This window comes from Roseovarius sp. MMSF_3281, from assembly GCF_030733685.1.
Taxonomy (GTDB): Bacteria; Pseudomonadota; Alphaproteobacteria; order Rhodobacterales; family Rhodobacteraceae; genus Roseovarius.
On the sequence record NZ_JASHIM010000006.1, the window covers coordinates 131,924 to 156,161 of the forward strand.

General features: G+C 58.7%; 27 protein-coding genes. 14 read left to right on the top strand and 13 right to left on the bottom strand.

The genetic code is table 11. The annotated features are described in order from the left end of the window. Window positions 1–19 precede the first annotated feature (19 nt). The 4 genes from RBB32_RS08925 to RBB32_RS08940 all read right to left on the bottom strand — a co-directional run bounded on the left by RBB32_RS08925 (window position 20) and on the right by RBB32_RS08940 (window position 3,856). Window positions 20–700: a DUF1194 domain-containing protein gene (locus tag RBB32_RS08925; RefSeq protein WP_306152352.1), complete on the bottom strand. Its 681-nt coding sequence runs from the start codon at window positions 698–700 to the stop codon at window positions 20–22. A gap of 14 nt (window positions 701–714) precedes the next feature. Beyond that, window positions 715–1,143 carry a VOC family protein gene (locus tag RBB32_RS08930; protein WP_306152353.1) on the bottom strand — a complete coding sequence of 143 codons (429 nt, stop codon included), beginning with the start codon at window positions 1,141–1,143 and terminating at the stop codon, window positions 715–717. Window positions 1,144–1,223: 80 nt separating this feature from the next. Continuing rightward, window positions 1,224–2,528: a lipopolysaccharide assembly protein LapB gene (locus RBB32_RS08935; protein ID WP_306152354.1), complete on the bottom strand. Its 1,305-nt coding sequence runs from the start codon at window positions 2,526–2,528 to the stop codon at window positions 1,224–1,226. A gap of 161 nt (window positions 2,529–2,689) precedes the next feature. Further along, window positions 2,690–3,856 carry a hypothetical protein gene (locus RBB32_RS08940; RefSeq protein WP_306152355.1) on the bottom strand — a complete coding sequence of 389 codons (1,167 nt, stop codon included), beginning with the start codon at window positions 3,854–3,856 and terminating at the stop codon, window positions 2,690–2,692. A 210-nt stretch (window positions 3,857–4,066) separates the two neighbouring features. Here RBB32_RS08940 and thyX point away from each other — a divergent pair, with 210 nt between their 5' ends. From thyX to RBB32_RS08955, 3 genes are all read left to right on the top strand, one after another. Next, the gene (gene thyX, locus RBB32_RS08945) at window positions 4,067–4,972 is read left to right on the top strand and encodes an FAD-dependent thymidylate synthase (protein WP_306152356.1); all 906 of its coding nucleotides are present in this window, start codon (window positions 4,067–4,069) and stop codon (window positions 4,970–4,972) included. Between the two features lie 5 nt (window positions 4,973–4,977). Continuing rightward, entirely contained in the window at window positions 4,978–6,153 is a 1,176-nt protein-coding gene (locus RBB32_RS08950; RefSeq protein WP_306152357.1) for a DUF4062 domain-containing protein, read from the top strand. 584 nt (window positions 6,154–6,737) lie between these two features. Continuing rightward, on the top strand, window positions 6,738–7,010 hold the full coding sequence (locus RBB32_RS08955) for a hypothetical protein (RefSeq protein ID WP_306152358.1): 273 nt from the start codon (window positions 6,738–6,740) through the stop codon (window positions 7,008–7,010). A 26-nt stretch (window positions 7,011–7,036) separates the two neighbouring features. Here RBB32_RS08955 and RBB32_RS08960 read toward each other — a convergent pair whose 3' ends face one another. Further along, window positions 7,037–7,243 (bottom strand): cold-shock protein, encoded by a 207-nt coding sequence (locus tag RBB32_RS08960; protein ID WP_306152359.1) that lies wholly within the window; start codon window positions 7,241–7,243, stop codon window positions 7,037–7,039. A 173-nt stretch (window positions 7,244–7,416) separates the two neighbouring features. Between RBB32_RS08960 and RBB32_RS08965 the strand changes: the two genes are divergently transcribed. Together RBB32_RS08965 and RBB32_RS08970 are read left to right on the top strand one after the other, a co-directional pair. Next, entirely contained in the window at window positions 7,417–7,731 is a 315-nt protein-coding gene (locus RBB32_RS08965) for an arsenate reductase family protein (RefSeq protein WP_306152360.1), read from the top strand. Between the two features lie 44 nt (window positions 7,732–7,775). Continuing rightward, window positions 7,776–8,144 carry a hypothetical protein gene (locus tag RBB32_RS08970; RefSeq protein ID WP_306152361.1) on the top strand — a complete coding sequence of 123 codons (369 nt, stop codon included), beginning with the start codon at window positions 7,776–7,778 and terminating at the stop codon, window positions 8,142–8,144. Here RBB32_RS08970 and RBB32_RS08975 read toward each other — a convergent pair. The 6 genes from RBB32_RS08975 to RBB32_RS09000 form a co-directional block, all read right to left on the bottom strand. Further along, window positions 8,077–8,670 carry a DoxX family protein gene (locus RBB32_RS08975; RefSeq protein WP_306152362.1) on the bottom strand — a complete coding sequence of 198 codons (594 nt, stop codon included), beginning with the start codon at window positions 8,668–8,670 and terminating at the stop codon, window positions 8,077–8,079. The two genes, RBB32_RS08970 and RBB32_RS08975, sit on opposite strands and share 68 nt — an antisense overlap. 3 nt (window positions 8,671–8,673) lie before the next feature. Beyond that, window positions 8,674–9,429 (bottom strand): DNA-binding domain-containing protein, encoded by a 756-nt coding sequence (locus RBB32_RS08980; protein WP_306152363.1) that lies wholly within the window; start codon window positions 9,427–9,429, stop codon window positions 8,674–8,676. Then, complete coding sequence (locus RBB32_RS08985; protein WP_306152364.1) at window positions 9,426–10,283, bottom strand: DUF692 domain-containing protein; 858 nt, start codon at window positions 10,281–10,283, stop codon at window positions 9,426–9,428. The genes RBB32_RS08980 and RBB32_RS08985 overlap by 4 nt, the downstream gene beginning before the upstream one ends. Before the next feature lie 60 nt (window positions 10,284–10,343). Beyond that, on the bottom strand, window positions 10,344–10,631 hold the full coding sequence (locus RBB32_RS08990) for a DUF2282 domain-containing protein (RefSeq protein WP_306152365.1): 288 nt from the start codon (window positions 10,629–10,631) through the stop codon (window positions 10,344–10,346). Between the two features lie 241 nt (window positions 10,632–10,872). Next, window positions 10,873–12,852, bottom strand: a complete 1,980-nt coding sequence (gene thrS, locus RBB32_RS08995; RefSeq protein ID WP_306152366.1) for a threonine--tRNA ligase — start codon at window positions 12,850–12,852, stop codon at window positions 10,873–10,875. Between the two features lie 209 nt (window positions 12,853–13,061). Further along, a complete protein-coding gene (locus RBB32_RS09000; protein ID WP_306152367.1) occupies window positions 13,062–13,973 on the bottom strand; it encodes a dihydrodipicolinate synthase family protein in 912 nt (303 codons plus the stop codon). Window positions 13,974–14,279: 306 nt separating this feature from the next. Here RBB32_RS09000 and RBB32_RS09005 point away from each other — a divergent pair, with 306 nt between their 5' ends. From RBB32_RS09005 to RBB32_RS09025, 5 genes are all read left to right on the top strand, one after another. Next, window positions 14,280–14,504 carry a hypothetical protein gene (locus RBB32_RS09005; RefSeq protein ID WP_306152368.1) on the top strand — a complete coding sequence of 75 codons (225 nt, stop codon included), beginning with the start codon at window positions 14,280–14,282 and terminating at the stop codon, window positions 14,502–14,504. A 211-nt stretch (window positions 14,505–14,715) separates the two neighbouring features. After that, entirely contained in the window at window positions 14,716–14,892 is a 177-nt protein-coding gene (locus RBB32_RS09010) for a hypothetical protein (protein ID WP_306152369.1), read from the top strand. 75 nt (window positions 14,893–14,967) lie between these two features. Further along, window positions 14,968–15,726, top strand: coding sequence for an alpha/beta fold hydrolase (locus tag RBB32_RS09015; protein ID WP_306152370.1), 759 nt, complete (start codon window positions 14,968–14,970; stop codon window positions 15,724–15,726). Window positions 15,727–15,866: 140 nt separating this feature from the next. Next, window positions 15,867–16,592 (top strand): alpha/beta fold hydrolase, encoded by a 726-nt coding sequence (locus RBB32_RS09020; RefSeq protein WP_306152371.1) that lies wholly within the window; start codon window positions 15,867–15,869, stop codon window positions 16,590–16,592. 453 nt (window positions 16,593–17,045) lie between these two features. After that, window positions 17,046–17,264, top strand: a complete 219-nt coding sequence (locus RBB32_RS09025; RefSeq protein WP_306152372.1) for a hypothetical protein — start codon at window positions 17,046–17,048, stop codon at window positions 17,262–17,264. A gap of 115 nt (window positions 17,265–17,379) precedes the next feature. On the opposite strand, the gene phaZ is transcribed toward RBB32_RS09025, so the two are convergent. Next, window positions 17,380–18,687, bottom strand: coding sequence for a polyhydroxyalkanoate depolymerase (phaZ, locus tag RBB32_RS09030; RefSeq protein WP_306152373.1), 1,308 nt, complete (start codon window positions 18,685–18,687; stop codon window positions 17,380–17,382). Between the two features lie 104 nt (window positions 18,688–18,791). Here phaZ and RBB32_RS09035 point away from each other — a divergent pair, with 104 nt between their 5' ends. From RBB32_RS09035 to RBB32_RS09050, 4 genes are all read left to right on the top strand, one after another. Then, window positions 18,792–20,597 carry an alpha/beta hydrolase gene (locus tag RBB32_RS09035; RefSeq protein WP_306152374.1) on the top strand — a complete coding sequence of 602 codons (1,806 nt, stop codon included), beginning with the start codon at window positions 18,792–18,794 and terminating at the stop codon, window positions 20,595–20,597. A 142-nt stretch (window positions 20,598–20,739) separates the two neighbouring features. Next, complete coding sequence (locus RBB32_RS09040; protein WP_306152375.1) at window positions 20,740–21,186, top strand: phasin family protein; 447 nt, start codon at window positions 20,740–20,742, stop codon at window positions 21,184–21,186. 140 nt (window positions 21,187–21,326) lie between these two features. Further along, a complete protein-coding gene (gene phaR / locus RBB32_RS09045) occupies window positions 21,327–21,884 on the top strand; it encodes a polyhydroxyalkanoate synthesis repressor PhaR (protein WP_306152376.1) in 558 nt (185 codons plus the stop codon). Window positions 21,885–21,889: 5 nt separating this feature from the next. Next, window positions 21,890–22,855: a LysR family transcriptional regulator gene (locus tag RBB32_RS09050; protein WP_306152377.1), complete on the top strand. Its 966-nt coding sequence runs from the start codon at window positions 21,890–21,892 to the stop codon at window positions 22,853–22,855. An 84-nt stretch (window positions 22,856–22,939) separates the two neighbouring features. On the opposite strand, the gene RBB32_RS09055 is transcribed toward RBB32_RS09050, so the two are convergent. After that, the gene (locus RBB32_RS09055) at window positions 22,940–24,151 is read right to left on the bottom strand and encodes a DegT/DnrJ/EryC1/StrS aminotransferase family protein (RefSeq protein WP_306152378.1); all 1,212 of its coding nucleotides are present in this window, start codon (window positions 24,149–24,151) and stop codon (window positions 22,940–22,942) included. Window positions 24,152–24,238 lie beyond the last annotated feature (87 nt).

Sequence of the window (24,238 nt, forward strand, 5' to 3'; positions counted from 1 at the left end):
GCCCATATCCCCCGTGACCCTATCCGCGCGGGGCAGGGGACATCGTGCCGCCCAACATGATATCATTGATCTCGCGGTACAGTTTCCGGGTCATGGCGCTTTGAAAATCCTCGAACCCATCGGCGGTTTCGACAAAGGCATTGCGCCCCCGGATCACCTCGCTGCGGTAAAATCCCAGAACCTCGGCATCATGGCCAAGGATCACCAAACCGTTGACCGTCACATCGCCCAGGGGAAAATGGCGGTAGGCAAGGCGCGGGCCAAAGCCATCGTTGTTCACCCCGTCGCCCGACACGTCGATCACCCGCCGGTTACAAAGCGGCGCGCGGGCCAGCATCCGCGCCGCATATCCAATGCCATAGCCCATGGCGGTGGGAAACGCGTTTTCGCTGCGCACCGACCCGGTCAGCGCCTGCACCGCCTTGTCGATATCGGCCTCCGATCGCAGCAGGCGCCAGTCCATCAGGACTTTCTGCTTGTACCGCCCGCTCCATTCATAGGCCGAAAGCGCCACCGCGCCCGCACCGCCGCTCAGGATCGCATGCCGCACCTCGGGCGCATCCAGCGCGGCGGCCAGCCCGACACGCTGCAAATCATATTCCACCTCGTCCACCGAGGAGGAGACATCCAAGGCCAGCACCAGTGCCAATCGGCACCCTTCGGCCCCGGCGGGCAGCGCCGCCAGGGTCCAAAGCCACAACGCCGTGGCAAGCCTTACCAATGGCCCGTGTTTTCCATGCTCGCCCAGGGTTCGGCTGGCTCCAGGGCCTCTCCCTCCTGCAACAATTCGACCGAGATGTTGTCGGGGCTGCGCACAAAGGCCATGCGCCCGTCACGCGGCGGGCGGTTGATGGTCACGCCATTGTCCTGCAAGTGCTGGCACATCTCGTAGATATTGCCGACCGAATAGGCCAGGTGCCCGAAGTGGCGGCTGTCATCGGGCAGGGCATCGTCCCCATCCCAGTTATAGGTCAGTTCGACGGGGCATTCCTCCTGGCCGTCGGGCGCCATGAAAAGCAGGGTGAAACGCCCGGCTTCCACATCCATGCGCCGCACCTCTTTCAGGCCCAGCAATTCGTAGAACTGTTTTGATTTTTCCAGGTCCTTCACCCGGACCATGGTGTGCAAATACCTGACACGCATCGCGGTTCACTCCTGTTGATGTCTCCACGGCAGAAGATAGCAATTGCACGGCGCGAGTCGAGGGCGTGCGCCCGCCCCCCTCAGAAAGTTGACCGCACCCCGAGCGACAGGCCGAACTCGCGGCTATCGAACAGCGACACGTTCGATTGCGTTCGTGCATAGTTGATCCCGAGGGAGGGGGCGAATTCCAGGAATTCAAGCTCCGAGAACGTGAATTCGGCACCGGCCACGAGTTTGCGATCGCTGCGCGCCGATGCCCCGTAGCGGGGCCTGTCGTACTCACGCCCGACAAAGGTCAGGGAAAAGCGGCTCTCGGTGCCCCAGACTTCGAAGGTCGGTGCGAAGCTTACAGCCGCAAGAAGGGACTCATGCGCAATGGCCGAAGATACCGATGTCACATCCTCCACGGCCATCGAGAGAGTCAGATCGCCCTTGTCCGCAACCGGCATGCGCCAATAGCCCGACAGGCCAAGGGTTTCCGACGACCGCGCGCTGTTGTCATGCCGCCTTTGATCTTCGTAAGAGACCTCAAGGCCCGTTAAGCGGCCGGCCCCGATTGCCCAGTCGCGCCCCAGATCAAGGCGCGCGTATTCCGACAGCGGGTCATGCCCGTACCAATTGTGGCCAATCGTCAGCTCCACCGTGGTTCGCGCACTGCCGGTCGTGTTGGGAAAGGTGAGGCCCCCGAAAACCTCCACCTCGGTGAAGGCGTAATCGCTGGCCTTGGCGGTGGGTACGTTGCGCTTTGCCTCGCTCGAGAGGGAATAGCGCCGGTCATCCACCGAGAATCCCACGTGTACACGCGGCGCACCGTCCGGGGTCGCCCGTGTCAGCTGATGGCGCAGGGTAAAGGCGCTGCTGTACTCCACCCCCGACAGCGGGACAGCGGCCGGGTTCACGAAGGTGATGCCGCCGACTGTCAGGGTGTTCGACGTCGGGCCACCATTGATGTTCGATGAGGGCTTGATCGAAAACGCCAGCCGCGTGGTCGTCGGATTCGCGGCGCGCACCCGCTTGAACTGTGCCGCCGCGGCCCGCTCCAGGCGCGGCTTGTCCGAGGCTTGCCCGGCGCGCCGCAACCACCACTGCGCCGCGCCATAGCGTTCCTGCGCACTCAGGGCCTGCGACAAGGTATAGGCGGCGGCAAAATGCTCGTCGTCGCTTTGCGCCGCCCGCCATGCGCGCTGCGCGGCCAGCTGGCTCTTTTCGAAACGGCCAAGTTCTGCTTCGGCCCGTGCCAATATCATCAACGCGGTGAAATCGCGCGGATCGGCCCGCAACAGGCCAAGGGCGACCGCATGCGCGGCCAGGGGCCGCTCCTGCCGCAATAGCGCTGTTCCCATCTCCCGCGCCTCGGGCCGTGACAGGCGTTGTTCCTGGCTCATGCCGCCGGTTGCGCCAAGAACGACAAGCCCGAGCGCCAGCACACAACATTGCAGCAGCCTGCCACCCCCGCCGCAAAGCCGGCGCCCTCCGGTCGTTTGCCGGGTGGGCCCTGGATTTAACCGTTCCGACATATACACACCCCAGACCCGGTTTCGCGGGATTACGGCGTCTCCACGACGTCGTTGACCGTGACACCGATCTCGCGGGCGCGGTTGTCGCTGGTGATGACAACCGAGTCGATCTCGCTTTCGATCTCGGCCCCGTCAGGGATACCGCTCCGATCGGCCGCAAGTTGCGGCACCGGGCGGCCCTGGTCGACAAGGTTTTCGATGCTTTCGCGGTTGTCGCTGTTCAGCCCGCTGATCGACCCGCTGGTGGTCCGCTCTTCCTCGACCGTCAGGCCGGTATCGCCAACCGGAACTTCGACAGTCTCGGTATGGGTCCAGGTGATCTCTTCAAAGAACACTTCCTGTTGCTCTCCGGGGCCTTCGATCACGATATTGGCTGCCATCTCCCCGCCATCCGGCCCGCCGATGAAGCCTTCGAAAAACCCGGAATCGACTTCGCTGTCGCCACTGGGGTCCAGGGTGACGGCCTCGCCTCCGGTGAAGGTGCCGGTCTGGTTGTTGAACGACACCCGTTTCAAAACGATATCCGGCAAATCGGCCAGCGGTGTCCCATCCACGGTTCTTCTGCTCCGGTTCGAAACGGTTCCGACGATCGAGCCTTGAATGTTCCCATCCGGGTCAAGGTCCAGCACGTCAAGAAGCAGCCTCGAATCGCCCTGGACAAGTTCGATACCAGTCCGGTCGTCCTTCTTGCGCAGCCCGGCATAGGTGCCAAGGTAAACGTATTCGCCGTCATCCTCATTGTTGATCGGAGGCAACGCGAAGCTGTCTCGCTTGACGTTCGCCCCGCCGTACCCAAGGTCTGACCAATCCCCGAGGGCCGCGGCGCCCTGCATGTTCTCGGAGCTGACGAAAACGGCGTAATGGTCGATCTGGCCGGTCGTCGCTGTGCGCCGGCTGCGATACACGTTGCCCTGGCCGATCGTGCCCACGCGATCATAACGGCCCTCGGGGCCATCGAAGGGCAGGTTGTTGATCACCAGTTCGTCGTTCTCGGCGTCGTACTCGACATCGTTCAGTGTAAGGCTCTGCTCAAGGTTGAAAGCGAAAAGCGAATTTTCGGTCGTGGGCTCTTCGGCGTCGACATCCTCGGTTTCGCCATCGTTTTCCGCCGTCGTATCAGGTTCAAACGGATTACTGCCCCCGCCGCAAGCGGCAAGAAACAGCGGCAATAGAAAAATAGCCAACGCACGTGTCATGATGAGACTGCCCTCGATAATGCCCGATTTTTTCTTTGTTTTTTGCGAAAGTCCTTTGATTTCAAGGCAAAGTCAAATGTTCTTCGGGTGACCGTTCAAGGAAACCCATCACTGTGGCATGTCCGCCAACACCCCATATTGCCGTTTTCGTGTCCGGCTCCGCGATATATAGTGTCAGGCGACTCGCCTTGGCCAACGAAAGGATCCCCCATGCCGCTCAGCCCCGACCAGCAGGCCGAAATTGAACAGCAACGCGGCGCGCCGCAATCCACCCTGCGCGCCACCGCGCCCGGCATGGAAAAGCACCTCTATACCGCCTACCCGGTGCTTGATCACGGCTTTGTCCGGGTGGTCGATTACATGGGCGACGATGCCGCCATCTGTCAGGCCGCCCGCGTGTCTTACGGCAAGGGGACCAAATCGGTCAGCAACGACGCGGGGTTGATCCGCTATCTCATGCGCCACTGGCACTCCACCCCGTTTGAAATGTGCGAGATCAAGCTGCACGTCAAACTGCCCGTTTTCGTCGCGCGCCAGTGGATCCGCCACCGCACCGCCAACGTCAACGAATACTCGGCCCGCTATTCGATCCTGGATCGGGAGTTTTATATTCCCGCCCCCGATCACCTCGCCGCGCAGTCCACCACCAACAACCAGGGCCGGGGTGAGGCGCTTCAGGGCGAGGAGGCCGAGCGCGTCTTGCGCCTCCTGCAAGAGGATTCCATGCGCGCCTATGACCATTACGAAGAGATGATCAGCCAAGAGGGCCAACAGGGCCTTGCCCGCGAATTGGCGCGCATGAACCTGCCCGCCAATGTCTATACCCAATGGTACTGGAAGGTCGACCTGCACAACCTGCTGCACTTCCTGCGCCTGCGCGCTGATCACCACGCCCAATACGAAATCCGCGTCTATGCCGAGGAGCTTTGCAAGATCGTCGCCGATTGGGTCCCCGCCGCCTATGGCGCCTTCGAGGATTACCGCATGGGCGGCGCAACCCTCTCGGCCAAGGGCCTCGACTGCCTGCGCCGGATGCTGAAAGGCGAGGAGGTGACCCAGGAAACCTCGGGCATGAGCAAGGGCGAGTGGAGGGAGTTTCAGGAGCTGTTGGGGTAATCGGAATGACAACTGTCGAGTTGGTCCAAGTATTTGTCTCATCGCCAGGCGATATGCGTGAAGAGAGAAATCTAGTTACCGAAATATGTTCTCAGATAAATCGAGATATTGGTTTCTCCCATGGATTCCGCCTTGAACCCTTGCTTTGGGAGGAAGATGTTAATTCAGACGTTAGTGATCGCTCGCAGCAGGTCATCAACAAGCAAATATCGAGCTACGACATATATTTAGGAATTATGGGTAGCTATTTTGGGAGAAGCACAGGAGCCTATGCTTCGGGTACAGAAGAAGAGTTTCGAATAGCAATTGGGATGCATGACGCCGGATCCGTAAAGAGCGTCCAGTTTTACTTCTCAGACACCTTAGTGGCCCCAAGTGAGATTGATGTTGGTGAGCTCGAAAAAGTCCGGAACTTCAAAAATATTGTTGGATCCTCGGGTGTCTTTTATAAGTCATACAAAGACTTAACACAGTTCAGTATTGCCTGCCGACGTGGCCTCACAAGAGCTTGCCATTCAATTATCGAGGAGCGAAAAGCCAAGGGAGAGGAGAAACCAACATCCAGAATAAGTAGACAGCGGCCTTATGAAAACCTTAGGCATCTTAAAGGCGCATTTGACGCGGACCCTTTTGTATCCAGTCATGTATTAACTGTTGAAGCTGTAAAAGACTTTGAGGAATTTACAAAATTCCTTACTGATGTAGGGAAAAGAGTATCTGAACTGACGAGGTCATTCGAAAAAGCCACGAAAGAAATTGAAAGATACAATTCAGGCAAGTCCCAAAATCACAACCGCGTGTTGAAAATAATTGATAAAGCTCTGTCGACGATGGAGGACTTTATCCATTTCTTTTCACATTCCATTCCCCCCATGGATTCACTGTTTACATCTGCGATGAGCTCTTTTCAGCGCGTTAGTTTAATTATTCATTCAACCAGTGACATGGAGAAAGATGGCATTTCGGCTTCGATACATGCTGCGAAAAGGACTATTGAAGATTTCAACTCCCTCAAAGTGGCATCCCTCGATGCCTCGGCTCAAATTCTTGATGCCTTCAGCGAAGGCGACCGTCTAATCGGCTCTGCACGAACATTTCGAGCGATAACCTTGGATTTTGCGGATCTATTGGATCGCGCTATTGAATCGATCAATCAGCTTGAAGATGAAAAATTAGCATAAGTTCCCAATTTATTTATTGCGTGCCGCTCTAAGCTTGCAGAGCCGCGCCAATGGCGACGCGCGCGGGGGCGTTTGATCCCGTATGGGTGGACGTCCTTTATCTCTGCCAAATCCGAAGAACCTCAAGCGGCGTTCTACACTGGCCCAAAAGCCGCCGCGTGGGGGCGCGTCGGCTTTGGCGCGGCGGCGCTGGGCGCCTTGTTCCCGCGCCCTCGCATCAATCAAAGGTCGGGGCAGCGCATCGGATATGACAGTTCCAAACCACATGCCCCCACTCTCCCCGCAACGGGTTAACACCACCTGACCCCACCGTGCGATCCCCACGGGGTGGCGCTGGTCTGTACATTCTGTACATGTCCCATCCGTACGCCCCCGATTTCTGTACAAAACCCCGGGGGTTTCTGTACAACTTGTACAGAAATTTACGCCCGGCACTGTCCGGGTAGCGTGGTCAATAAGACTCACGTGTTCAGATTGTTTCCGGAGCACCCCATCCGGGCCCAAAGGGTTTGACAGGGGCGGGGGATCGGCTACGATTATGCGTGGTAACTGGATTATTTTTCAGCGTTTTCAAGAGGTTCCACATGCGCTTTCCCCTCTCCGCCGCTCTTCTCGCCGCTGTCGTCGCGGCCCCGGCTGCCGCCGAAGGCCCGAAAACCTATGCCTTTGGCGCTGGCGCAAATTATTGCCCCAACGGCCTTCAGCCGATCACCATGAACGGCGTCATCTGCTGCGGCCAGCCCAATCAAAGCCAATCATATCAACAGGTTATGCGCCATCCGGTCGCCAAGCCGCGCCATGTCAGGCGCGCCCGCACGGTCGATACCTGCGCCGAGGGCGTCAAGGGCTGCTACTGAATATCGGGCGGTAAATTTCGCTGTGTTTACAGGGGCTTAAGGTCGCCAGCCATCTGGCGGCCGTCTTTGCCGTCCACCAGTTCATAGTTGACCTTCTGATTATCCGCCAGCCCGGTCAGACCCGACTGTTCGACTTGGCTGATATGCACGAATACGTCGCTACCGCCTTGATCTGGCTCGATAAATCCGTATCCCTTCGTGGTGTTGAACCACTTCACGGTGCCGCTGGGCATGCCGTTTCTCCTTTTAGATCTTCATCTTCCCCGGATCCTGCCGGGCCACGCGCCAGACCCCGTAAAGCCTTGGCACCCAAGGATGATTACACGGGCAATGTAAAAAGCAAGCGAAACCCCCGTGACTGTTCCCGCCTTGCCCGTTATTGAGGCGGAAATACTGGGGAAATGCGATGATCCTATACGGTTTGAAAACCTGTGACACTTGCCGCAAGGCACTGAAATCATTGCCGGATGCGCAGTTTGTCGATGTCCGGGCCGAGGGGGTGCCGGATGACGTGCTGAAATCCGCTTACGAGTCTTTGGGCGATGCGCTGCTCAACACCCGCTCTACCACCTGGCGCGGTTTGGACGAGGCCACGCGCGCCCGCCCACCCCTTGATTTGCTGGTCGAACACCCGACCCTGATGAAGCGCCCCCTGATCGTGGAAGGTGGGCATTTTCACTTGGGATGGGATAAGGGCGTTCAGGCGCAACTCCTTGGATAATCAGGAAAAACGCTTATCTGCCTTGAAGCGAAGAGGAGAGTACGATGCGTAGCGCGGCTTTGGTTCTTGGGGTGATCGGCGGCTTGCTGGCCATGTTGGTGGGCTTTTTCAGCTACGGCTATACCGAGTTCATCGACCAATACGGCGAGATCGAAGGCCTTGCCGAACAAGTCGACCGCGTCGGCCTCATCCGTGCCGTCAGTTTCCTGTCACCGCTGCTCGCCATTGCCGGTGGCGCCATGGCCAAGATCCGCGCGCTTTGGGGTGGTGTGCTGCTGCTGATTTCGGCCGCGGCGATGTTTTATGCCTTTGATTTCAATGCCTTCACCATGTTCCCGATTGGTTTCACGGTGCTGGGTGGCCTGCTTGCGATTGCGGCGGGGAAACCCGATGAGCCGAAGGCGCATTTCTAAGAAATACCCGATCCAGCGAAAGCGGCCCGCCTCCTTTGATCACCAGCACAAGCAACAGAAACAGCCAAAGGGCACGCTGATCCATAATCGCCGCGTCCGGGGTTTTGTCGAACCAGGCCCCCACGGTCGAGGCTTCACCAATCGCACCGTGCCCATAAAGGTCGGTCAGGGTCTGCACGATTAAGAAGCCGATCATCCCGAAGGCGGAAAGCCGGGTCAGTAATCCTATAACAATCAGAAATGGCAGGATAAATTCGGCCCAAGTCCCTGCCAGAACCACGAGGGTATGAAACAGGTCAAGTTGGCTGCTGTCATATCCCACGATTTCCATGACGCGGGGGAATATCTGGGCGTATGCTCCGACCGAGGGTGAGAAAATCCCACCTTCCAGCTTGGTCAGGCCCGAAACCCAGAAATACATCAAGAAAACCGCCGCAAACAGAAAACGCGCCACCGTGGGCAGGATCCAATCGGCCCGGTCAAGCCCCCGCGACAGGTTTTGGTAATAGGAAATGACTGTGCTCATAGCTTAGACCTCGGAATGAATTGCTGTGATGGCCTGTGTGTCCAAAAGAAGGGTCAGTACAGCGGCAAGATCGAACTCAGACGAGGTTTCTGCCGCGTCTTCAAAGGCTTCGCCTATGGAGTTGCCTAGCAGAAGCGAGGCAAAGAACACGCCGCTTTCCTTGGAAAGGGGGTGGCACTGAGGGTCGAAATCGGGCCGCGTGATGAACACATCCTGCGCCACATTGGCTGGCTTGGGGGCGCCGTCTTCAAGATTGTAGGCCCAGATGGCGTGAACAGGCCAATGAGAGCAGATAAGACGGGCGGATGGCGCAAATGTCATCCGTGTTGCCGTCAATTCCTCTTCCGAAAGGTTTGCCAAGTTGCCCGGATCAATCGGGGTTGCATCTGCAGCGTGATAGGATTCACGCAATGCCTGCTCAAGCCGCGCGACATCGGGCAGGTAGCCGATATGATTCAGCGGCTGAAAGGATTCAAGAAATACTGGAAATTCAGTACCATAAACCATGATCAAGGGGCTTTTCGGCGGATGCTGACGCAGGAAGACCCCCGCGACCTTCTTGAAGTTCTCAGGGCCGATCAGCTTCACGATCGCCGGGAAACTGACCTCAAGCGCTTCGGTCAGGCCGACCGCGACATTGTTGCGGTAAACCGAAAATCGCGCGCCTGCGGGGCGGCCTTGCCCGTCTCTCAACCCCGCGGGGGCATCGCGTGCATTGTCCCATAGCGCATCGTGGAATTGGCGTTGATCGACGCTCATGCCGGCACCCGTTCAAGCGCCCCGGCGGCGCGCGCGGCCTCGGCGGCTAGTGCCGGCCACTCCGGGATATCGGCATCCCATTCGATCAACAGGGGGCGCGGGCCGCTACGTTCAAGAACATGATCCAACAAGGCCCAAACCGGATCGGCCACCTCGCGCCCGTGGCTGTCGATCAACAAGGGCGCGCCGTGGTCGTCTTCATCCTCGTCATGTCCGCCAAGATGAATTTCACCAACTTTTTCAATGGGAAAGGCATCAATATAGGCGCGCGGATCAAGCCCAAGGTTGGTGGCCGAGACAAAGACATTATTCACATCAAGCAGCAGGCCACAGCCCGTTCGGTGCGCGATTTCCGAGAGAAACTCGGTCTCGGCATAGGTGCTTTCGTCGAACGCCAGATAGCTGGACGGGTTTTCCAGAAGCATCTGTCGGCCCAAAGCCTCTTGCACCTCATCAATGTGGTCACAGACGCGCTGAAGGGTGGAGGATGTATAGGGCAGGGGCAGCAGATCGTTCAAGAAATGACTGTCGTGGGTGGACCACGCCAGATGCTCGGAAAAACTCGCCGGTTGAAGCCAATTGCACAGGTGCGTGAGGCGGGAAAGATGATCAGGGTCAAGCCGCTCTTCGCCGCCAATGCTCAAGCCCACGCCATGAACGGATATCGGGAACCGGTCAGCCAGATGGCGCAACTGGGCCAGTGGTCGTCCACCGTCGCCCATGTAGTTTTCGGCATGAATTTCCAGCCACTCAACGGGGCGGGAAGCATCCAGGATCTCTTTGAAATGCTGGGGTTTATAGCCAACGCCGGGGGCCGGAGGCAGGGTTGGGAAACGGGAGCTGGTATCAAGCATGGTGCACCTATGGACAAAATCGTGTGGGTGCGCCCATCACCGGGCGCACCCAAGATCGGCTTAGGACGGCAGGTCACGGTCCAGCGGTTCAAGGCTGCCCATGCGGTCACCGGGCAGGTCGATTTCGGCGCAGGTGCCTGCATCGACCAGTGTCCATGCGTTGCCTTGGTAGTCCACGGTCGAGCTTCCGGCGCAGGTGGTGCCGGCACCGGCCTTGCAGTCGTTCTCGCCGGCCAGCGAAACACCATAGCATTTCTCTTTTTCCATGGCGACGGCAGGGGTGCTATGGGCGGCGAGCGCGGCGGTCATTGCGCCAGCGATGGCGGCGGTTTTCATGGTCTTGGACATATCGGTATCTCCCTCGAAGGTTTTACATCTGATCACTGGTGCAGAATGCGGTTCAGTGATGCCTTGAGGGTATGTGCGGTGCTGATCACAAAGCTATTCACGAGCGCGTTAAACACGGCCGCGTTAAATTGTGTGAGAGCGCAGAAAACTGAAAGCCATTGAAAACAAACAATATTGCTATTGAAAAAACTTCGGGCCGCGCATTTGGTTACACGGCCCGAAGCAATAATTTGGATAAATGTTACAGAAGGTCGGGGGGCGTTGCCTCGGTGGAAAGCGCCTTGATCGTGCTATCCAAGCTCTCGACGCTGGTCTTTTTTTCGCCCAAGCGGCGAACGGAAACCGTCTCTTCCTCGACTTCCTTCATGCCACAAGCAAGGATGACCGGCACCTTGCCAACCGAATGTTCGCGGACCTTGTAGTTGATCTTTTCATTGCGCAAATCGGCCTCGGCGCGAACGCCTGCGGCTGTCAGCTGGTCAACGACCTGTTGCACATAATCGTTGGCTTCCGACACGATCGAGGCGACGACCACCTGACGCGGCGCTAACCAGAAGGGCAGCTTGCCTTCCCAGTTCTCGATCAGGATGCCGATGAACCGCTCGAAAGACCCAAGACAGGCACGGTGCAGCATGTATGGACGGTGCTTTTCGCCATCCGCCGCGATGTAGGTGGCGCCAAGACGTTCCGGCAGGTTCGGGTCCACCTGGAAGGTGCCGCATTGCCAGACACGGCCGATGGCGTCGGTCAGGTAGAAATCGAGCTTGGGCCCGTAAAACGCACCGTCGCCCGGCTCCAGCGTATAATCGCGGCCCACGGCCTTGATCGCCTTTTCAAGCGCGCCTTCGACATAGTCCCAGCTTTCATCGGTGCCGACACGTTTCTCGGGCCGCGTTGCGAAGCGGATTTCAAACTCGGGGAAGCCAAGCTCGCGGTAGACATCGGCGAGGAAGTCGATGAAGCGCGCGCATTCCTCCTGAATTTGTTCTTCGGTGCAGAAGATATGCGCGTCGTCCTGGGTAAACCCGCGCACCCGCATGATACCGTGCAGCGCGCCCGAGGGTTCGAACCGCGCGCAGGAGCCGAATTCGGCAAGGCGCAGGGGCAGGTCGCGATAGCTCTTGAGGCCTTGATTGAACACCTGCACGTGGCAGGGACAGTTCATTGGCTTGAGCGCATTGATCCGCGTTTGTTCCTTGTTCTTGGCGGAAGCATCATCGTTTTCGCCATCGCGGCTTTCGTCGACTTCGACCACAAACATATGGTGTTGGTATTTGTCCCAGTGGCCAGAGGCCTCCCAGAGTTTGCGGTCGACGACCTGCGGGGTGTTGATCTCGTTATAGCCACCGGCGCGCTGTTTGCGGCGCATGTAGTCTTGCAGCGCGGTATAGATCGTCCAGCCGTTGGGGTGCCAGAAGACCTGCCCGGGGGCCTCTTCCTGCATGTGGAAAAGGCTCATCTCGCGGCCCAGTTTGCGGTGGTCGCGCTTCTCGGCCTCTTCAAGGAAGTTCAGGTAATTCTTGAGTTTTTCCTTGCCGGTGAAGGCCACGCCGTAGATGCGTTGCAGCATCTTGCGGTCTGAATCCCCGCGCCAATAGGCCCCCGCCACGGACATCAGTTTAAAGGCATCTGCGGGCACCTGGCCGGTGTGTTGCAGGTGGGGGCCGCGGCAGAGGTCTTGCCAGTGGCCGTGCCAGTACATACGAAGCGGTTCATCCCCGGGAATGGACTCGATCAGCTCGACTTTGAAGGGCTCATCATTGTCGCGATAGTGCTGGACCGCGCGGTCGCGGTCCCAGATCTCGGTTTTCACCTCATCGCGCAAGTTGATGATTTCCTTCATCTTTTTCTCAATCGCCCCAAGGTCTTCGGGGGTGAAGGGTTCATCGCGGTCAAAGTCGTAGTACCACCCGTTCTCGATTACTGGGCCGATGGTGACCTTGACGCCCGGGTAAAGCTCTTGCACGGCGCGGGCCATGATGTGGGCGAGGTCGTGGCGGATCAGTTCATTCGCCGGCCCTTCATCCTTCATGGTGTTGATATTAATCGAAGAATCCGCGTCGATCGGCCATTGGAGATCCCAATGCTGGCCGTTGACAGTGGCCGAAATGGCCTTTTTGGCGAGGGATTTGGAAATATCGGCCGCCACGTCGCCAGCAGTGATGCCTGCCTCGTAGCTGCGCGCGTTACCATCCGGAAAAGTAAGGGAAATCTGGGCCATTGGCCTGAAGCTCCTCGTCGGTTTGGCGCCCACGGAACGCCCGGTTGCGGGTTATTTGGTTCGCGTGTCTTTTGGCCTTTGAACGATCTCGAGTCAAGCACGCGGATTTTCGTACGAGTCGTACGCAAACCCCCCGAGTTTCGTACGAAAATCGGCCGGGCCAAGAGGGCCTTCGTACGACTCGTACGAAACGGGCGGCTTTGGGCGCGTCAGCCGCCGTGCAAATCGAATGACAGGATGCTGTCGATCGCCGCCTTGATCCGGGGCGTGGTATCGGGCCGCGGGCATTGAAGCGGCAGCGGCGGGGTGGCGTTGGTCAGCCTCATGATCTGTGCCGCAGCATAAACCACCCTGAGGCTGCCGAAGGTTTGAAACAATTCCCACATCGGCGCGAAAGCGTCGTTCACCCGATCCGCCTGGTCGTGGTCGCCGGATTGCGCGGCTTTGGTGAGGGCGAGGCACTGCGCGGGAAAAAGACCAGCGGCCACGCTGTACCACGCATCGGCCCCGGCCTTGAGGGCCTGAGCACATCCCCAATCGCCGCTGTAGCCCACATCGAACCCGCTTGGCAGGTGCGACCGCAAGGACGAAAGATCACTTTCGAGGCTCTGCCCGGCAGCGGGGAGCGGCATCTTTGCCCCCGTGATGCGAGGATGCAGGGCCAGACGCGCCAGCAGGCCAGCGGAAAAGGTAAAGTGTGTGGTTCCGGGGTTGTTGTAGATGCACAGCGGCAAGTCGGTCGTGTCAGCGACAGCGACGAAGTGATCGTAGGCTTCACCTTCGGTCAGCGGGGTATAGGATACCGGCGCCAAAAGCAGCGCATCGGCCCCGGCTTTGGCCGCGTCTTCGGCGAGATGCTGTGCGGTGTCGGTGCGCAGGGCGCCGACCCCGACGATCAAGGGCATGGTAGCGGGGAGGCAATCGCGCGCGATTTCGATCGCGGTGCGGCGCGCCGACCGGGAGAGATAAGCGTAGGTCCCCGTGCTGCCGAGCAGGCCAATTGAGCTTACCTGCGCTTCGACAAGCGGTTTGAGCACCTTGGAAAGGTCAGGGCCGATTGGCTTGCCCGCCGAATCGCAGGGCGTAATCGGGAAGGCGGAGAGGCCTTGAAACGGTGACATGGTGGCTTCCTTTGTGATCCGGTGCTGGTAACAGCGCAGAATTGGGCGTGTTGCACAAGTGCCGGTTGGCGGTGCCTGTTTGGTGAGGCTTTATAGTGAGTTTTTCGAACAAGTTTCTGACCGGAAACGGCAATTTCCCCCGGTGTCCGGTGGTGTTTTGACACCGTATGCCGTGGTGTTCCGTCGGCCCGGTAACACATTGACGCAGTTATGGTTTTCATATGGCTCTGTCGGAAATGATGCGTATATTGCCGCATATCACCTATCGGAAACTTCTGTTGACTGCCGCCGCGGAGGGAAAGTGCAATGCCCCAATATAATGAGACGTTCGAACTGTCTGTTGAAGACGTGGACCTGATTGAGACCGCCTTGCGCCAGACCAAAAGCGAATTGGCGGGCCAAATGGTTGAAGAGGGGGATGTCGATGAAAGGGCTGATCAGTCACTGCGGCAAATTCACGACCTGTTGGGCCGTTTGCATAATCAGAAAGTCTTTTACCGCCCCAAGGCACAGCCCTACATCGGTGGTTAACCGATGAACCTGCCGCGAAAGGAAGAGCTTGCAACATCTGTTCGAGCGCCTGACAGGGCAAAAGAGCGATCCTGTCGAGTCACGAAACGGCCTGCGCCCATGTCTAGGAATGCCTATATAACAATATGAAACAAAAAGAGATTTTTCTTTTGTGACAGTTTTGTTAACCATTGAGGCAGATTGGCAACCAAGAGGCATGAGAGCCCCCGAAATGGCACAGTCCGACCAAGGGACCACCTTGACCGAGCAATATCTGCAACTGACCCGTGACACGCCGCGCAAGATGTGCGCCACCGACGCGGAAACCTCCAACGACATGACGCAAACCGCACGTGAGGCGGAATGGTCGCTTCGGCGGATCGAGGGGCGGGTCGGGTCGATCACCTGACGGCTCCCCTTTGTCGCTTGCATCTGGCCCCCGGTTCAGGCGAGTTTTGCGCCGAACGACAAAACGGGGGCTGGTATGACGACACCGGATTTCTACACATCGCCGCAGGGGCGGCGTTTGGCCTATCATCGCGTCGACGGGGCGGGCCCGGGACTTGTTTTCCTTGGTGGTTTCAAATCCGACATGGAGGGCACCAAGGCGGTTCACCTTGAAAACTGGGCGCGTGTTCAGGGCCGGGCCTTCCTGCGGTTCGATTATTCCGGGCACGGGCAATCCTCGGAGGCCTTTACCGATGGCTGCATCGGCGATTGGGCCGCCGATGCCATGGCGGTGATCGACGCCTTGACCGACGGCCCGCAGATATTGGTGGGCTCCAGCATGGGGGGCTGGATTTCCCTGCTGTGCGCGCGGGCCGTGCCTGCGCGTGTGGCAGGCCTGATCACCATTGCCGCCGCCCCTGACTTCACCGAAGATTCCATGTGGGCGGGATTTGACGCCGCGCAGCGGGCGGAAATGGAGGCCCAGGGGCAAGTGGCGCTGCCCAGTGACTATGGTGAGCCCTATATCATCACCAAGCGGTTGATCGAAGAGGGCCGCGAGAACCTTGTTCTGCGCGATCCTTTGAATTTGCCCTTTCCGGTTCGATTTTTGCAAGGCACCGCCGATACAGATGTGGATATGTCGGTGGCTTTGCGGCTTTTGGACCATGCCAAGGGGCCGGATATGCGCCTGACCCTGGTGGATGGGGCGGATCACCGGTTCTCGGACGCGGATTGTTTGGCGCTTATCGAAACATCGGTTGAGGATGTGATCGCGCGGGTCGGGCGCGGGTAAGGCCATGGTCGATTATGCGGCAGCGCTTGGTTGAGAAAACACGGTTGGTAACGCCACGCTTGACCCTGTGAGCGTCTGTGGCAATGTGGAAAAGAGGCAAAAAGGGCGGTCAGACCCCGTGAAACAAAGGATGTACCCCGATGCGTGAGCCGCTGGTGTTCTTGCCGGGCATGATGTGTGATGCGCGGGTTTTCGCGCCGCAATTGGCTGTTTTGAGCCGTGAGACCATGGTCAGTGTCGCGCCCTTGACGACCGGAGAGCGCATTGAGGAGATCGCCTCGGGGTTGTTGGATCTTCTGCCAAGACGATTTGCCGTGGCGGGCCTTTCGATGGGCGGTATCGTGGCGATGGAGCTTTTGCGCCGGGCGCCGGAGCGGGTGACGCGCATTGCCCTGATGGATACCAATTCCTTGGCGGAAACGCCGCAATCGGCGGCGGAATACGAGCCATTGATCATCAAAATACGCTCTGGGCGGTTGGATGAAGGGGTTGAGGGGTTGATGCGCCCCGAGTACCTGGCGCCGGGACCGGGGCGCGCGGCCCTGATGGCGGAGGTGCACGCCATGGCGGCGGACCTTGGCCAGGAAGCTATCATTCGGCAGATACGCGCCTTGCAGCGGCGGCGCGACTATCAAGCGGCCTTGCGGCGGTGCAAGGTGCCCGCCCTTGTCCTTTGCGGCGAACAGGATGGTTTGACCCCTGTTAAGCGGCATAGTTTCATGGCCGATCTTATCCCCTATGCGCAATTGCAAGTGATCGAAGGGGCAGGGCATCTGCCGACCTTGGAAGCGCCTGACCTGACGACCAGGGCTTTGCAGGCGTGGCTGCGCGAGCCTTATGTCCTGCAAACCCGGGCCGATGCCTGACAAGGGGCGCGCCGCGAAAGCGCGCTTTCGCCGTTTACGGCGGCGGGTTCAGGTCTGGACCAAGCGGCATATACCGCCCGGGGCACGGTTGATCCTGGGCTTGCTGCTTATGGTGTTCGGGGTCTTCGGGTTTCTTCCGATCCTGGGCTTTTGGATGTTTCCACTGGGCTTGGCTGTCGCCGCATTGGACGTTGTCCCGATCTTGCGATGGATCAAGTCGCGAGATCGCAAATAATGTGATGTATTTAAGGTTGTATCCATAGAGGAAACGGATTTACGAATTGGGGTCGGTTGTCGCTGTATCAATTGGATATTCTTGAAATTGTCTGATTTTTGTCAGCAGACAGCGATTCAGAAGCGTTATGTCGACCGAACCTAGGACCTAGGATAGTGTGAGAGTACAAGAAGATGTCTGATCGTAAGCCTGGCTTGAAAACGGATTTAAGCGCTCATTTGGCCGACCCGCGCATGCGGGCCGTGTTTCTAAGTGATGCACTTGCCACTGGAATCGGGGATGAAGTGGCGCATGCGCTTCATCTTCTGTGTCAGAAAGGGTGCGTGGCGCACGGGTTTGTTGGCAAGGGGGCGGATGAATTGACCCTTGTTGAGATCATGGAGATTTTGCAGGCCGCCGGAGTGCAACTGGTGGCCATTCGACGCCCCGACGCCTGACGGTCGGATGCCATTTGCGGGCACCCTGACGCGTGTCGACCAATAGAAAAAGGGCGCGAGAACCGCGCCCTTTTTGCATCCATCAAGGGATGATCGGACCTGTCGTGCGCCCTTGTTACTTGGCTGCCGCGTTCTTGTTGGCGGCCTTCTGCTTGGCCTTGCGCGGCTTTGTGCGATTACGTTCTGCCGGGGCTTCGGAATTGGCGTCGATGAAATCAAGCACGATCGGGCGGATGTTGTTGCGCCAGCTGCGGCCCGCGAAAATGCCATAGTGCCCGGCCTCGGGTTCAAGGTGGCTGGCTTTCATGTTGTCGGGCAGGCCTGTGAGCAGGTCGAGGGCGGCGACGCATTGACCCGGGGCCGAGATATCATCCTTGGCGCCTTCCACGGTTTTCACGGCGACATTGGTGATGGCGCCGATATCCACCTTGTGGCCATCGACGACAAAATCGTTCTTCGCGATCTCGCCCTTCTTGAAGATGCGTTCGACGGTCGAAAGGTAAAACTCGGCCGTCATATCCATCACGGCAAGGTATTCATCATAGAACTTGTTGTGCGGGTCGTGATCGCTGGCCTCACCGCGCGAGACGCGGGAAATCTGATCCATGAAGGCCTGACCGTGGCGTTCGGCGTTCATCGACATGAACGAGCTGAGCTGAAGCAGGCCCGGATAGACATTGCGGCCGACGCCTTCGTATTTGAAGCCGACGCGCTGGATCATGGTTTCTTCCAACTGTCCCATGGTGACGCGGTGGCCGAAGTCGGTGACATCGGTGGGGGTTGCATCGGGATCGATCGGGCCGCCGATAAGGGTCAGGCTGCGCGGTTGGGCCTTGGGATCGAGTTCGGCCAGGTAGGCGGTGGCGGCCAAGGTCAGGGGGGCAGGTTGGCAAACGGCGATAACGTGCAGGTCGCTGCCCAGTTCGCGCATGAAATCCATCAGGTAGAGGGTGTAATCCTCGACATCGAACTTGCCGGCGGAAACCGGGATATCGCGCGCATTGTGCCAGTCGGTGATGTAAACTTCGCAGTCGGGCAGCAGGGAGCGGACGGTGGAACGCAAAAGCGTGGCGTAATGGCCCGACATGGGTGCCACCAGCAGGACACGGCGATCCATATCTTCACGGCCCTGCACGTCGAAATGAATCAGGTCGCCGAACGGGCGTTCGATAACGGTTTCGACATTGACCAGGTGATCGCGGCCATCCTCGCCGGTGATCGATTCAATGCCCCAGTCGGGTTTGACGACCATGCGCTGGAAGGTGCGTTCGGTGACTTCGCCCCAAGCGGCCATCCATTGCAACGCGGGGTTTGGCGTGAGTGCGAAAATTGGATAGGATGCCATGGAGAGGGCGGATGCGCCCAACCATTGATTGGTATTGCGGAGGGTCTCCATCAGGTCGTAACTCATCATATGGCGCATCGTCGTCTCCTGTTCACCGGAGGTTCCGGTTCGTTTCGTCGCACTGCTCCTCCGCTCAAGCGACGGTATGCTGCATAGCAGAAAGTTAAAAGGAATTCTTTAATATGGCAACGCAAGAGGATGCCGCAGGCGAGAATCTCGAGAAAATGAACGAGAATCTGGCACGCGTCGAAGAGCTTACGCAGCGCTTGGTGCAGGCATTTTCGGCGCGTAATCCGGCGAATCCTTCATTGAATGGCCCCGATCAGGAGCTTTTTGCCAAGGCGGCCAGTTCCCTTTGGGCCGATATGCTGGAAAACCCCGGCAGGATTTATGAAAAGCAGTTGGAATACTGGGGGAAATCGGTGCGCCACTTCATGGAGGCGCAACAGGCATTGATCCAAGGCCACCATCCCGAGGCCGATCAAGACGAGGAAGACCCCCTGAAAGGCGACAAGCGGTTCGCCAACCCCCTGTGGGAAAGCAACCCGTATTTTCATTATGTCAAACAGCAATATGCCCTGAACAAGCAGGCGATCGAGAACGCCGTCGCCGAGGCTGACGACCTGTCACCGACCGACAAGCGGCGGCTTGAGTATTTCTCGCGGCAGATCGTGGACATGATGAGCCCGACGAATTTTCTGGGCACCAACCCGGATGCCTTGGAAAAGGCGGTGGCGACCGAGGGGGAAAGCCTTGTGAAAGGCTTGGAGAACCTTGTGGCCGACCTGGAGGCCAACAAGGGCGAGATGGTGGTGCGGCTGGCCGATGAAAGCGCCTTTGAACTGGGTGAGAACATCGGCACGACGCCCGGAGAAGTGGTTTACCGCAACCGGATGATGGAGTTGATCCAGTACACCCCCACCACCGAACAGGTGCATGAAACGCCGCTGGTGATTTTTCCGCCCTGGATCAACAAGTTTTATATTCTCGACCTCAAAGAACAAAACAGCATGATCAAGTGGATCACCGATCAGGGCTATACCTTGTTCATGGTCAGTTGGGTGAACCCGGACGCCTCTTATGCCGACGTGAGCATGGACGACTATGTGGAAGAGGGGTTTCTGACCGCGATCCGCGAGGTCAAGGCAATTTGCGGGGTCAAGCAGGTCAATACCGTTGGATACTGTATCGCGGGGACAACCCTGCACCTGACGCTGGCCTTGATGGCCAAGCGCGGTGACAAGAGCGTGAAATCGGCCACCTTCTTTACCGCGCTGACGGATTTCGCGGAGCAGGGTGAGTTTGTACCTTTCCTGCAGGACGATTTCGTGGATGGGATCGAGCAGGAGGTGAACGAGCAAGGCGTTCTGCGGTCCTTTATCATGTCGCGCACGATGTCGTTTTTGCGGTCCAACGACCTGATTTATACGCCCGCCATTCGCAGTTACATGATGGGGGAAACCCCGCCCGCCTTTGATTTGCTGTATTGGAACGGGGATGGCGCGAACCTGCCGGGCAAGATGACGGTGCAATATCTGCGCGGGCTTTGTCAGAGGAACGCCTTTGTCACGGATGGTTTCGATATCTGCGGTGAAAAGGTGCATATCAAGGATGTCACCGTGCCGCTGATGTCGGTGACCTGTGAAACCGATCACATCGCGGCCTGGAAGGATTGTTACCGTGGGTTCCAGCAGACGGGATCGAAGAACCGGACCTTCATCCTGTCGCAGTCCGGTCATATCGCCGGGATCGTGAACCCGCCGAACAAAAAGAAATATGGCCATTATACCAATAACGACCTGACGCTGGATGCCGAAAGCTGGAGGGAGGCGGCGACCTTCCATGAGGGGTCTTGGTGGCCACGGTGGGAGACTTGGCTGAAGAAACGCTCGGGGAAGTTGATTCCCGCGCGAAAGCCGGGGGATTCCGAGCACCCGCCTTTGGCGCCGGCACCGGGAACTTACGTGCGTAAAAAGGCAACTATCTGATAAAACGCGCGTTTTCGGGCTTTATGACGCTTTTGCTGCAGTGCAGAAAAAAGACTTGAAATTCTGCACTGCAGCATGCATATTCCTTGCAGACGCAGAAACGCAGGAATTCTCCTGCAGCGAAAAGCAAGGAGCCTGACCCATGGCTAAAGCACAAGACATCAACACCGTGATGAAAGACATCATGGGCGCATTCCCCGTCGACACCAAAGCGATGGAAGACGCATTCAAGAACCAGGCCGCTCTGAACGAAAAGCTGTCGGGTGTTGCCCTGGACGCCGCTGAAAAGTCGGCTGAACTGTCGAGCAAATGGACCAAAGAGACCCTGGCCAAAATGTCGGACATGACCAAAGCCAAGGCAGAGCCTGCCGACTACGCCAAAGCCATGACTGATTTCGCATCGGCCAATGCCGAAGTGGCTGCCGAAAACATGGCCGCTTTCGCCGAGATCGCCAAGAAAGTTCAAATGGACACCGTTGAACTGATGATGGCGGCTGGCAAAGATCTGCAGGAAGACGCGGCCAAAGCTGTCAAGAAAGCCACTGACGACGTGCAGTCGGCGGCCAAGAAAGCGTCTGCTGCCAAGTAAGCGCAGATTAAACGTATCCATCTCCTCCCTATTCAGGATGCGTTTACGCGAGAGCGAGCCCTTTAAAGGCTCGCTCTTTCTTTTTGTTCTGCGGTAGCATAGGCTGCGCTGCAGCGCTGCATATCTGGGAGGATCGTGCCTTGGCCGAGACTGACAAGCCACTACTGATCAAACGCTACGCCAGTCGGCGCCTCTATAATACCGAGACGTCCGATTACGTGACACTTGATGATATTGCCGAATTCATTCGCGATGGACGTGAAGTGCAGATCATTGACCTGAAATCCGGGGACGACCTGACGCGGCAGTACCTGTTGCAGATCATTGCCGAACATGAAAGCCGGGGCGAAAGTGTTCTGCCGATCAATGTTCTGAACGATCTGGTCAGAAGCTACACGTCGCAGGCGACAAGCGTTGTGCCCGAGTTTCTGGCGGCGAGTTTCGAGATGCTCCAGAAGGGGCAAAGCCAGATGATGGAGAACATGACCAAGGCCAATCCGCTGGCGACGATGCCGGGGATGGATGCCATGCGTGCCCAGCAAGAGGCCTTCATGAAGGCCATGACGGGCGGCATGGGCGGCATGAGCACCGTACCGGGCGCTTCAAGCGGCGATGAGCAAGCCGAGGGTGAGGATCTGGACGAGATCAAGAAGCAACTGGCCGAATTGCAGCAAAAGCTGTCGAAGATGGACAAGTAAGCCCGATGGTCGATAGCCCCGGTCGCATTACCCTTTGGGGGATCGAGGTGTTCATGGCCACCGCCGACGAGCGGTCGATCTCGGCCGCGGCCAAGCGGCTGGGGGCCAGCCCCTCGGCGGTGAGCCAGCAGTTGACCAACCTGGAAGGGGCCGTTGGGGCGACCCTGCTGCAGCGGAACGCCCGGCCCGTGCGCCTGACCCCAGCAGGCGAGATCATGAAGCGCCATGCACAGGTGATCCTGAACGAGGCCACGCAGGCACGGGCCGAACTGGCCATGTCGGACCTGTCGCATCTGACCCGGTTTCGCCTTGGCATGATCGAGGATCTGGAAGCGGATGTGACGCCGCGCCTGTTGACCCATATGGCGGAAGAACTGAGGGGGTGTCAGTTCCTGCTTGAGACCGGGGCAAGCCATTACCTGTATGATCTTCTGGATGCGCGCGGCCTGGATGTGATCGTCGCCGCCGAACTGGGGGCCGAGGACGCTTGGGTTGAGGTGCACCCCTTGTTGCGCGAAGGATTTGTCGTGGCTGCGCCGAAGGGCGCGGTGGACCCCGGCGGGGATGTCTTGCGGCAGCTCAAGCGAATAACAATGGTGCAATACACGCAGCGCCATTACATGGGGCGGCTGGTGAATGCGCATCTGGCCAAGCAGAATCTGAACCTGCGTCATCGGTTCGAGATCGACAGTTACCACGCCATCCTGGCGCTTGTCGGGCAGGGGGCGGGTTGGACCATCCTGCCGCCCTTGGCCCTGATGCGGGCGCGGCGTTTTGCCGACCAGATCGACGTGTTGGAACTGCCCTTCGAGCCGCTGACGCGGACGATCAGCCTGACGGCGCGCAAGGAAATCCTGGGCGAGATGCCCGCGCAGGTGGCCGCCACGCTGAAGCCGATTTTCCAAGAGCAATTGGTGACGCCGGCAATCGCGCGCCACCCCTTCATGGCGGATTACCTGACCATCCTTTAAATGGTTCGGCCTTCCATCTGAGCCATCAGCGAAAGCCGGAACGCGTGCAAGGATTGGGCTTCGGGCTGCATTTCGCGAAACGCTTTAGGTGCCATAGGCGCGCAGGCCACCAGCCGCTTCTTGCGCGGCATCCAGCAGTGCGAGCGCGATGAAATCCAGCTCATCCCGTGTCAGGCGTGCGGGCAGGCGGCAATCGCAGGCGTGCATCAGCATGGCGCGGGTGCGCGGAAGCTCTTGCGCCGGGCCGGGGATGAATTGCCAGTTCCAGAAGGCACGGGCGTTATCGGTGCTTTGGCCGAAGACCTGCACCTTGACGCCACGGGCGGCGGCGGCTTCGGCAAAAATGCGGGCCTCGGCCTCGGAGAGATCGACAAGGTTGAACTGGATGGAGTCCGGGGCGCGCTCTTCCTTGGCCAGTTTGGGGGGCACTTGCAGGAAGGGGGATGTGTTCAGGCGATCGGCCACGTAATCGTGGTTGGCGCGCCCGTCGCGGACACGGCGGGGCACCTCGGCCAGTTGCGGGCGGATGATCGCCGCGCTGAGGTTGCCGAGGCGCAGGTTGTAGAGCGGCAGCTTGTTTTGCCAGCGGGCGAAGGCGGCCTCAAGCGCGGGGTCGTTGCCCGCCATATGTTTGGCCCAGTTATGCTCATAGGCGCCGGACATGATGACGGCACGGGCCACAAGATCGGCGTCGTCGGTGACGAGGATGCCGCCTTCGCCTGCATTGACCAGCTTGTAGGACTGGAAGCTGAAACAGCCGACACGCCCAAGTGTGCCGATGTTCCGGCCATCCCAAAGCGTGCCGAGGGAGTGGGCCGCGTCCTCGACCACGGGGATGCCGCGCGCGTCACAAAGCGCCATGATCGCGTCCATGTCGGAGGTATGGCCGCGCATGTGGCTGACGATCACGGCGGCGATGTTGTCGTCCAGCCGGGCGGTGAAATCGGCGATGTCGATACGGTAATCCTTGCCCACTTCGCAAAGGACGGGCTGACAATCGGCATGCAGGACAGAGGATGGCACGGCGGCGAAAGTGAAGCCGGGGATCAGCACGCGCGCGCCGCGCGGCAGGTCGAGCGCCTTGAGAGACAGGAATAGCGCCGCGGAGCATGAGGACACCGCGAGGGCGTATTTGCTGCCCATGAGCGCCGCGAATTCACGTTCCAGAAGCGAAACCGGTGCGTCCTGAGGCGCGGTGTATCGGAACAGGTCGCCGGATTGCAGCAGGCGGTCAATCTCGGCGCGGGCGGCTTCGGGGATCGGTTCGGCGTCGTGGACGTTGGGCGCTTGTGTCATGATCTTCGGGATTCCTGAAATTCACTTTCGGGAAATTTAAAACATGAAGAACGTCATCCCAAGTGAAAAATTTGCGACAGGGGGGCA

Bases quoted from the DNA above. Each gene is read 5' to 3' on its own strand.
- RBB32_RS08930 (WP_306152353.1), bottom strand. From the start codon at position 1,143: ATGCGTGTCAGGTATTTGCACACCATGGTCCGGGTGAAGGACCTGGAA.
- RBB32_RS08935 (WP_306152354.1), bottom strand. From the start codon at position 2,528: ATGAGCCAGGAACAACGCCTGTCACGGCCCGAGGCGCGGGAGATGGGA.
- RBB32_RS08940 (WP_306152355.1), bottom strand. From the start codon at position 3,856: ATGACACGTGCGTTGGCTATTTTTCTATTGCCGCTGTTTCTTGCCGCT.
- thyX (WP_306152356.1), top strand. From the start codon at position 4,067: ATGCCGCTCAGCCCCGACCAGCAGGCCGAAATTGAACAGCAACGCGGC.
- RBB32_RS08950 (WP_306152357.1), top strand. From the start codon at position 4,978: ATGACAACTGTCGAGTTGGTCCAAGTATTTGTCTCATCGCCAGGCGAT.
- RBB32_RS08955 (WP_306152358.1), top strand. From the start codon at position 6,738: ATGCGCTTTCCCCTCTCCGCCGCTCTTCTCGCCGCTGTCGTCGCGGCC.
- RBB32_RS08960 (WP_306152359.1), bottom strand. From the start codon at position 7,243: ATGCCCAGCGGCACCGTGAAGTGGTTCAACACCACGAAGGGATACGGA.
- RBB32_RS08965 (WP_306152360.1), top strand. From the start codon at position 7,417: ATGATCCTATACGGTTTGAAAACCTGTGACACTTGCCGCAAGGCACTG.
- RBB32_RS08970 (WP_306152361.1), top strand. From the start codon at position 7,776: ATGCGTAGCGCGGCTTTGGTTCTTGGGGTGATCGGCGGCTTGCTGGCC.
- RBB32_RS08975 (WP_306152362.1), bottom strand. From the start codon at position 8,670: ATGAGCACAGTCATTTCCTATTACCAAAACCTGTCGCGGGGGCTTGAC.
- RBB32_RS08980 (WP_306152363.1), bottom strand. From the start codon at position 9,429: ATGAGCGTCGATCAACGCCAATTCCACGATGCGCTATGGGACAATGCA.
- RBB32_RS08985 (WP_306152364.1), bottom strand. From the start codon at position 10,283: ATGCTTGATACCAGCTCCCGTTTCCCAACCCTGCCTCCGGCCCCCGGC.
- RBB32_RS08990 (WP_306152365.1), bottom strand. From the start codon at position 10,631: ATGTCCAAGACCATGAAAACCGCCGCCATCGCTGGCGCAATGACCGCC.
- thrS (WP_306152366.1), bottom strand. From the start codon at position 12,852: ATGGCCCAGATTTCCCTTACTTTTCCGGATGGTAACGCGCGCAGCTAC.
- RBB32_RS09000 (WP_306152367.1), bottom strand. From the start codon at position 13,973: ATGTCACCGTTTCAAGGCCTCTCCGCCTTCCCGATTACGCCCTGCGAT.
- RBB32_RS09005 (WP_306152368.1), top strand. From the start codon at position 14,280: ATGCCCCAATATAATGAGACGTTCGAACTGTCTGTTGAAGACGTGGAC.
- RBB32_RS09010 (WP_306152369.1), top strand. From the start codon at position 14,716: ATGGCACAGTCCGACCAAGGGACCACCTTGACCGAGCAATATCTGCAA.
- RBB32_RS09015 (WP_306152370.1), top strand. From the start codon at position 14,968: ATGACGACACCGGATTTCTACACATCGCCGCAGGGGCGGCGTTTGGCC.
- RBB32_RS09020 (WP_306152371.1), top strand. From the start codon at position 15,867: ATGCGTGAGCCGCTGGTGTTCTTGCCGGGCATGATGTGTGATGCGCGG.
- phaZ (WP_306152373.1), bottom strand. From the start codon at position 18,687: ATGCGCCATATGATGAGTTACGACCTGATGGAGACCCTCCGCAATACC.
- RBB32_RS09035 (WP_306152374.1), top strand. From the start codon at position 18,792: ATGGCAACGCAAGAGGATGCCGCAGGCGAGAATCTCGAGAAAATGAAC.
- RBB32_RS09040 (WP_306152375.1), top strand. From the start codon at position 20,740: ATGGCTAAAGCACAAGACATCAACACCGTGATGAAAGACATCATGGGC.
- RBB32_RS09050 (WP_306152377.1), top strand. From the start codon at position 21,890: ATGGTCGATAGCCCCGGTCGCATTACCCTTTGGGGGATCGAGGTGTTC.
- RBB32_RS09055 (WP_306152378.1), bottom strand. From the start codon at position 24,151: ATGACACAAGCGCCCAACGTCCACGACGCCGAACCGATCCCCGAAGCC.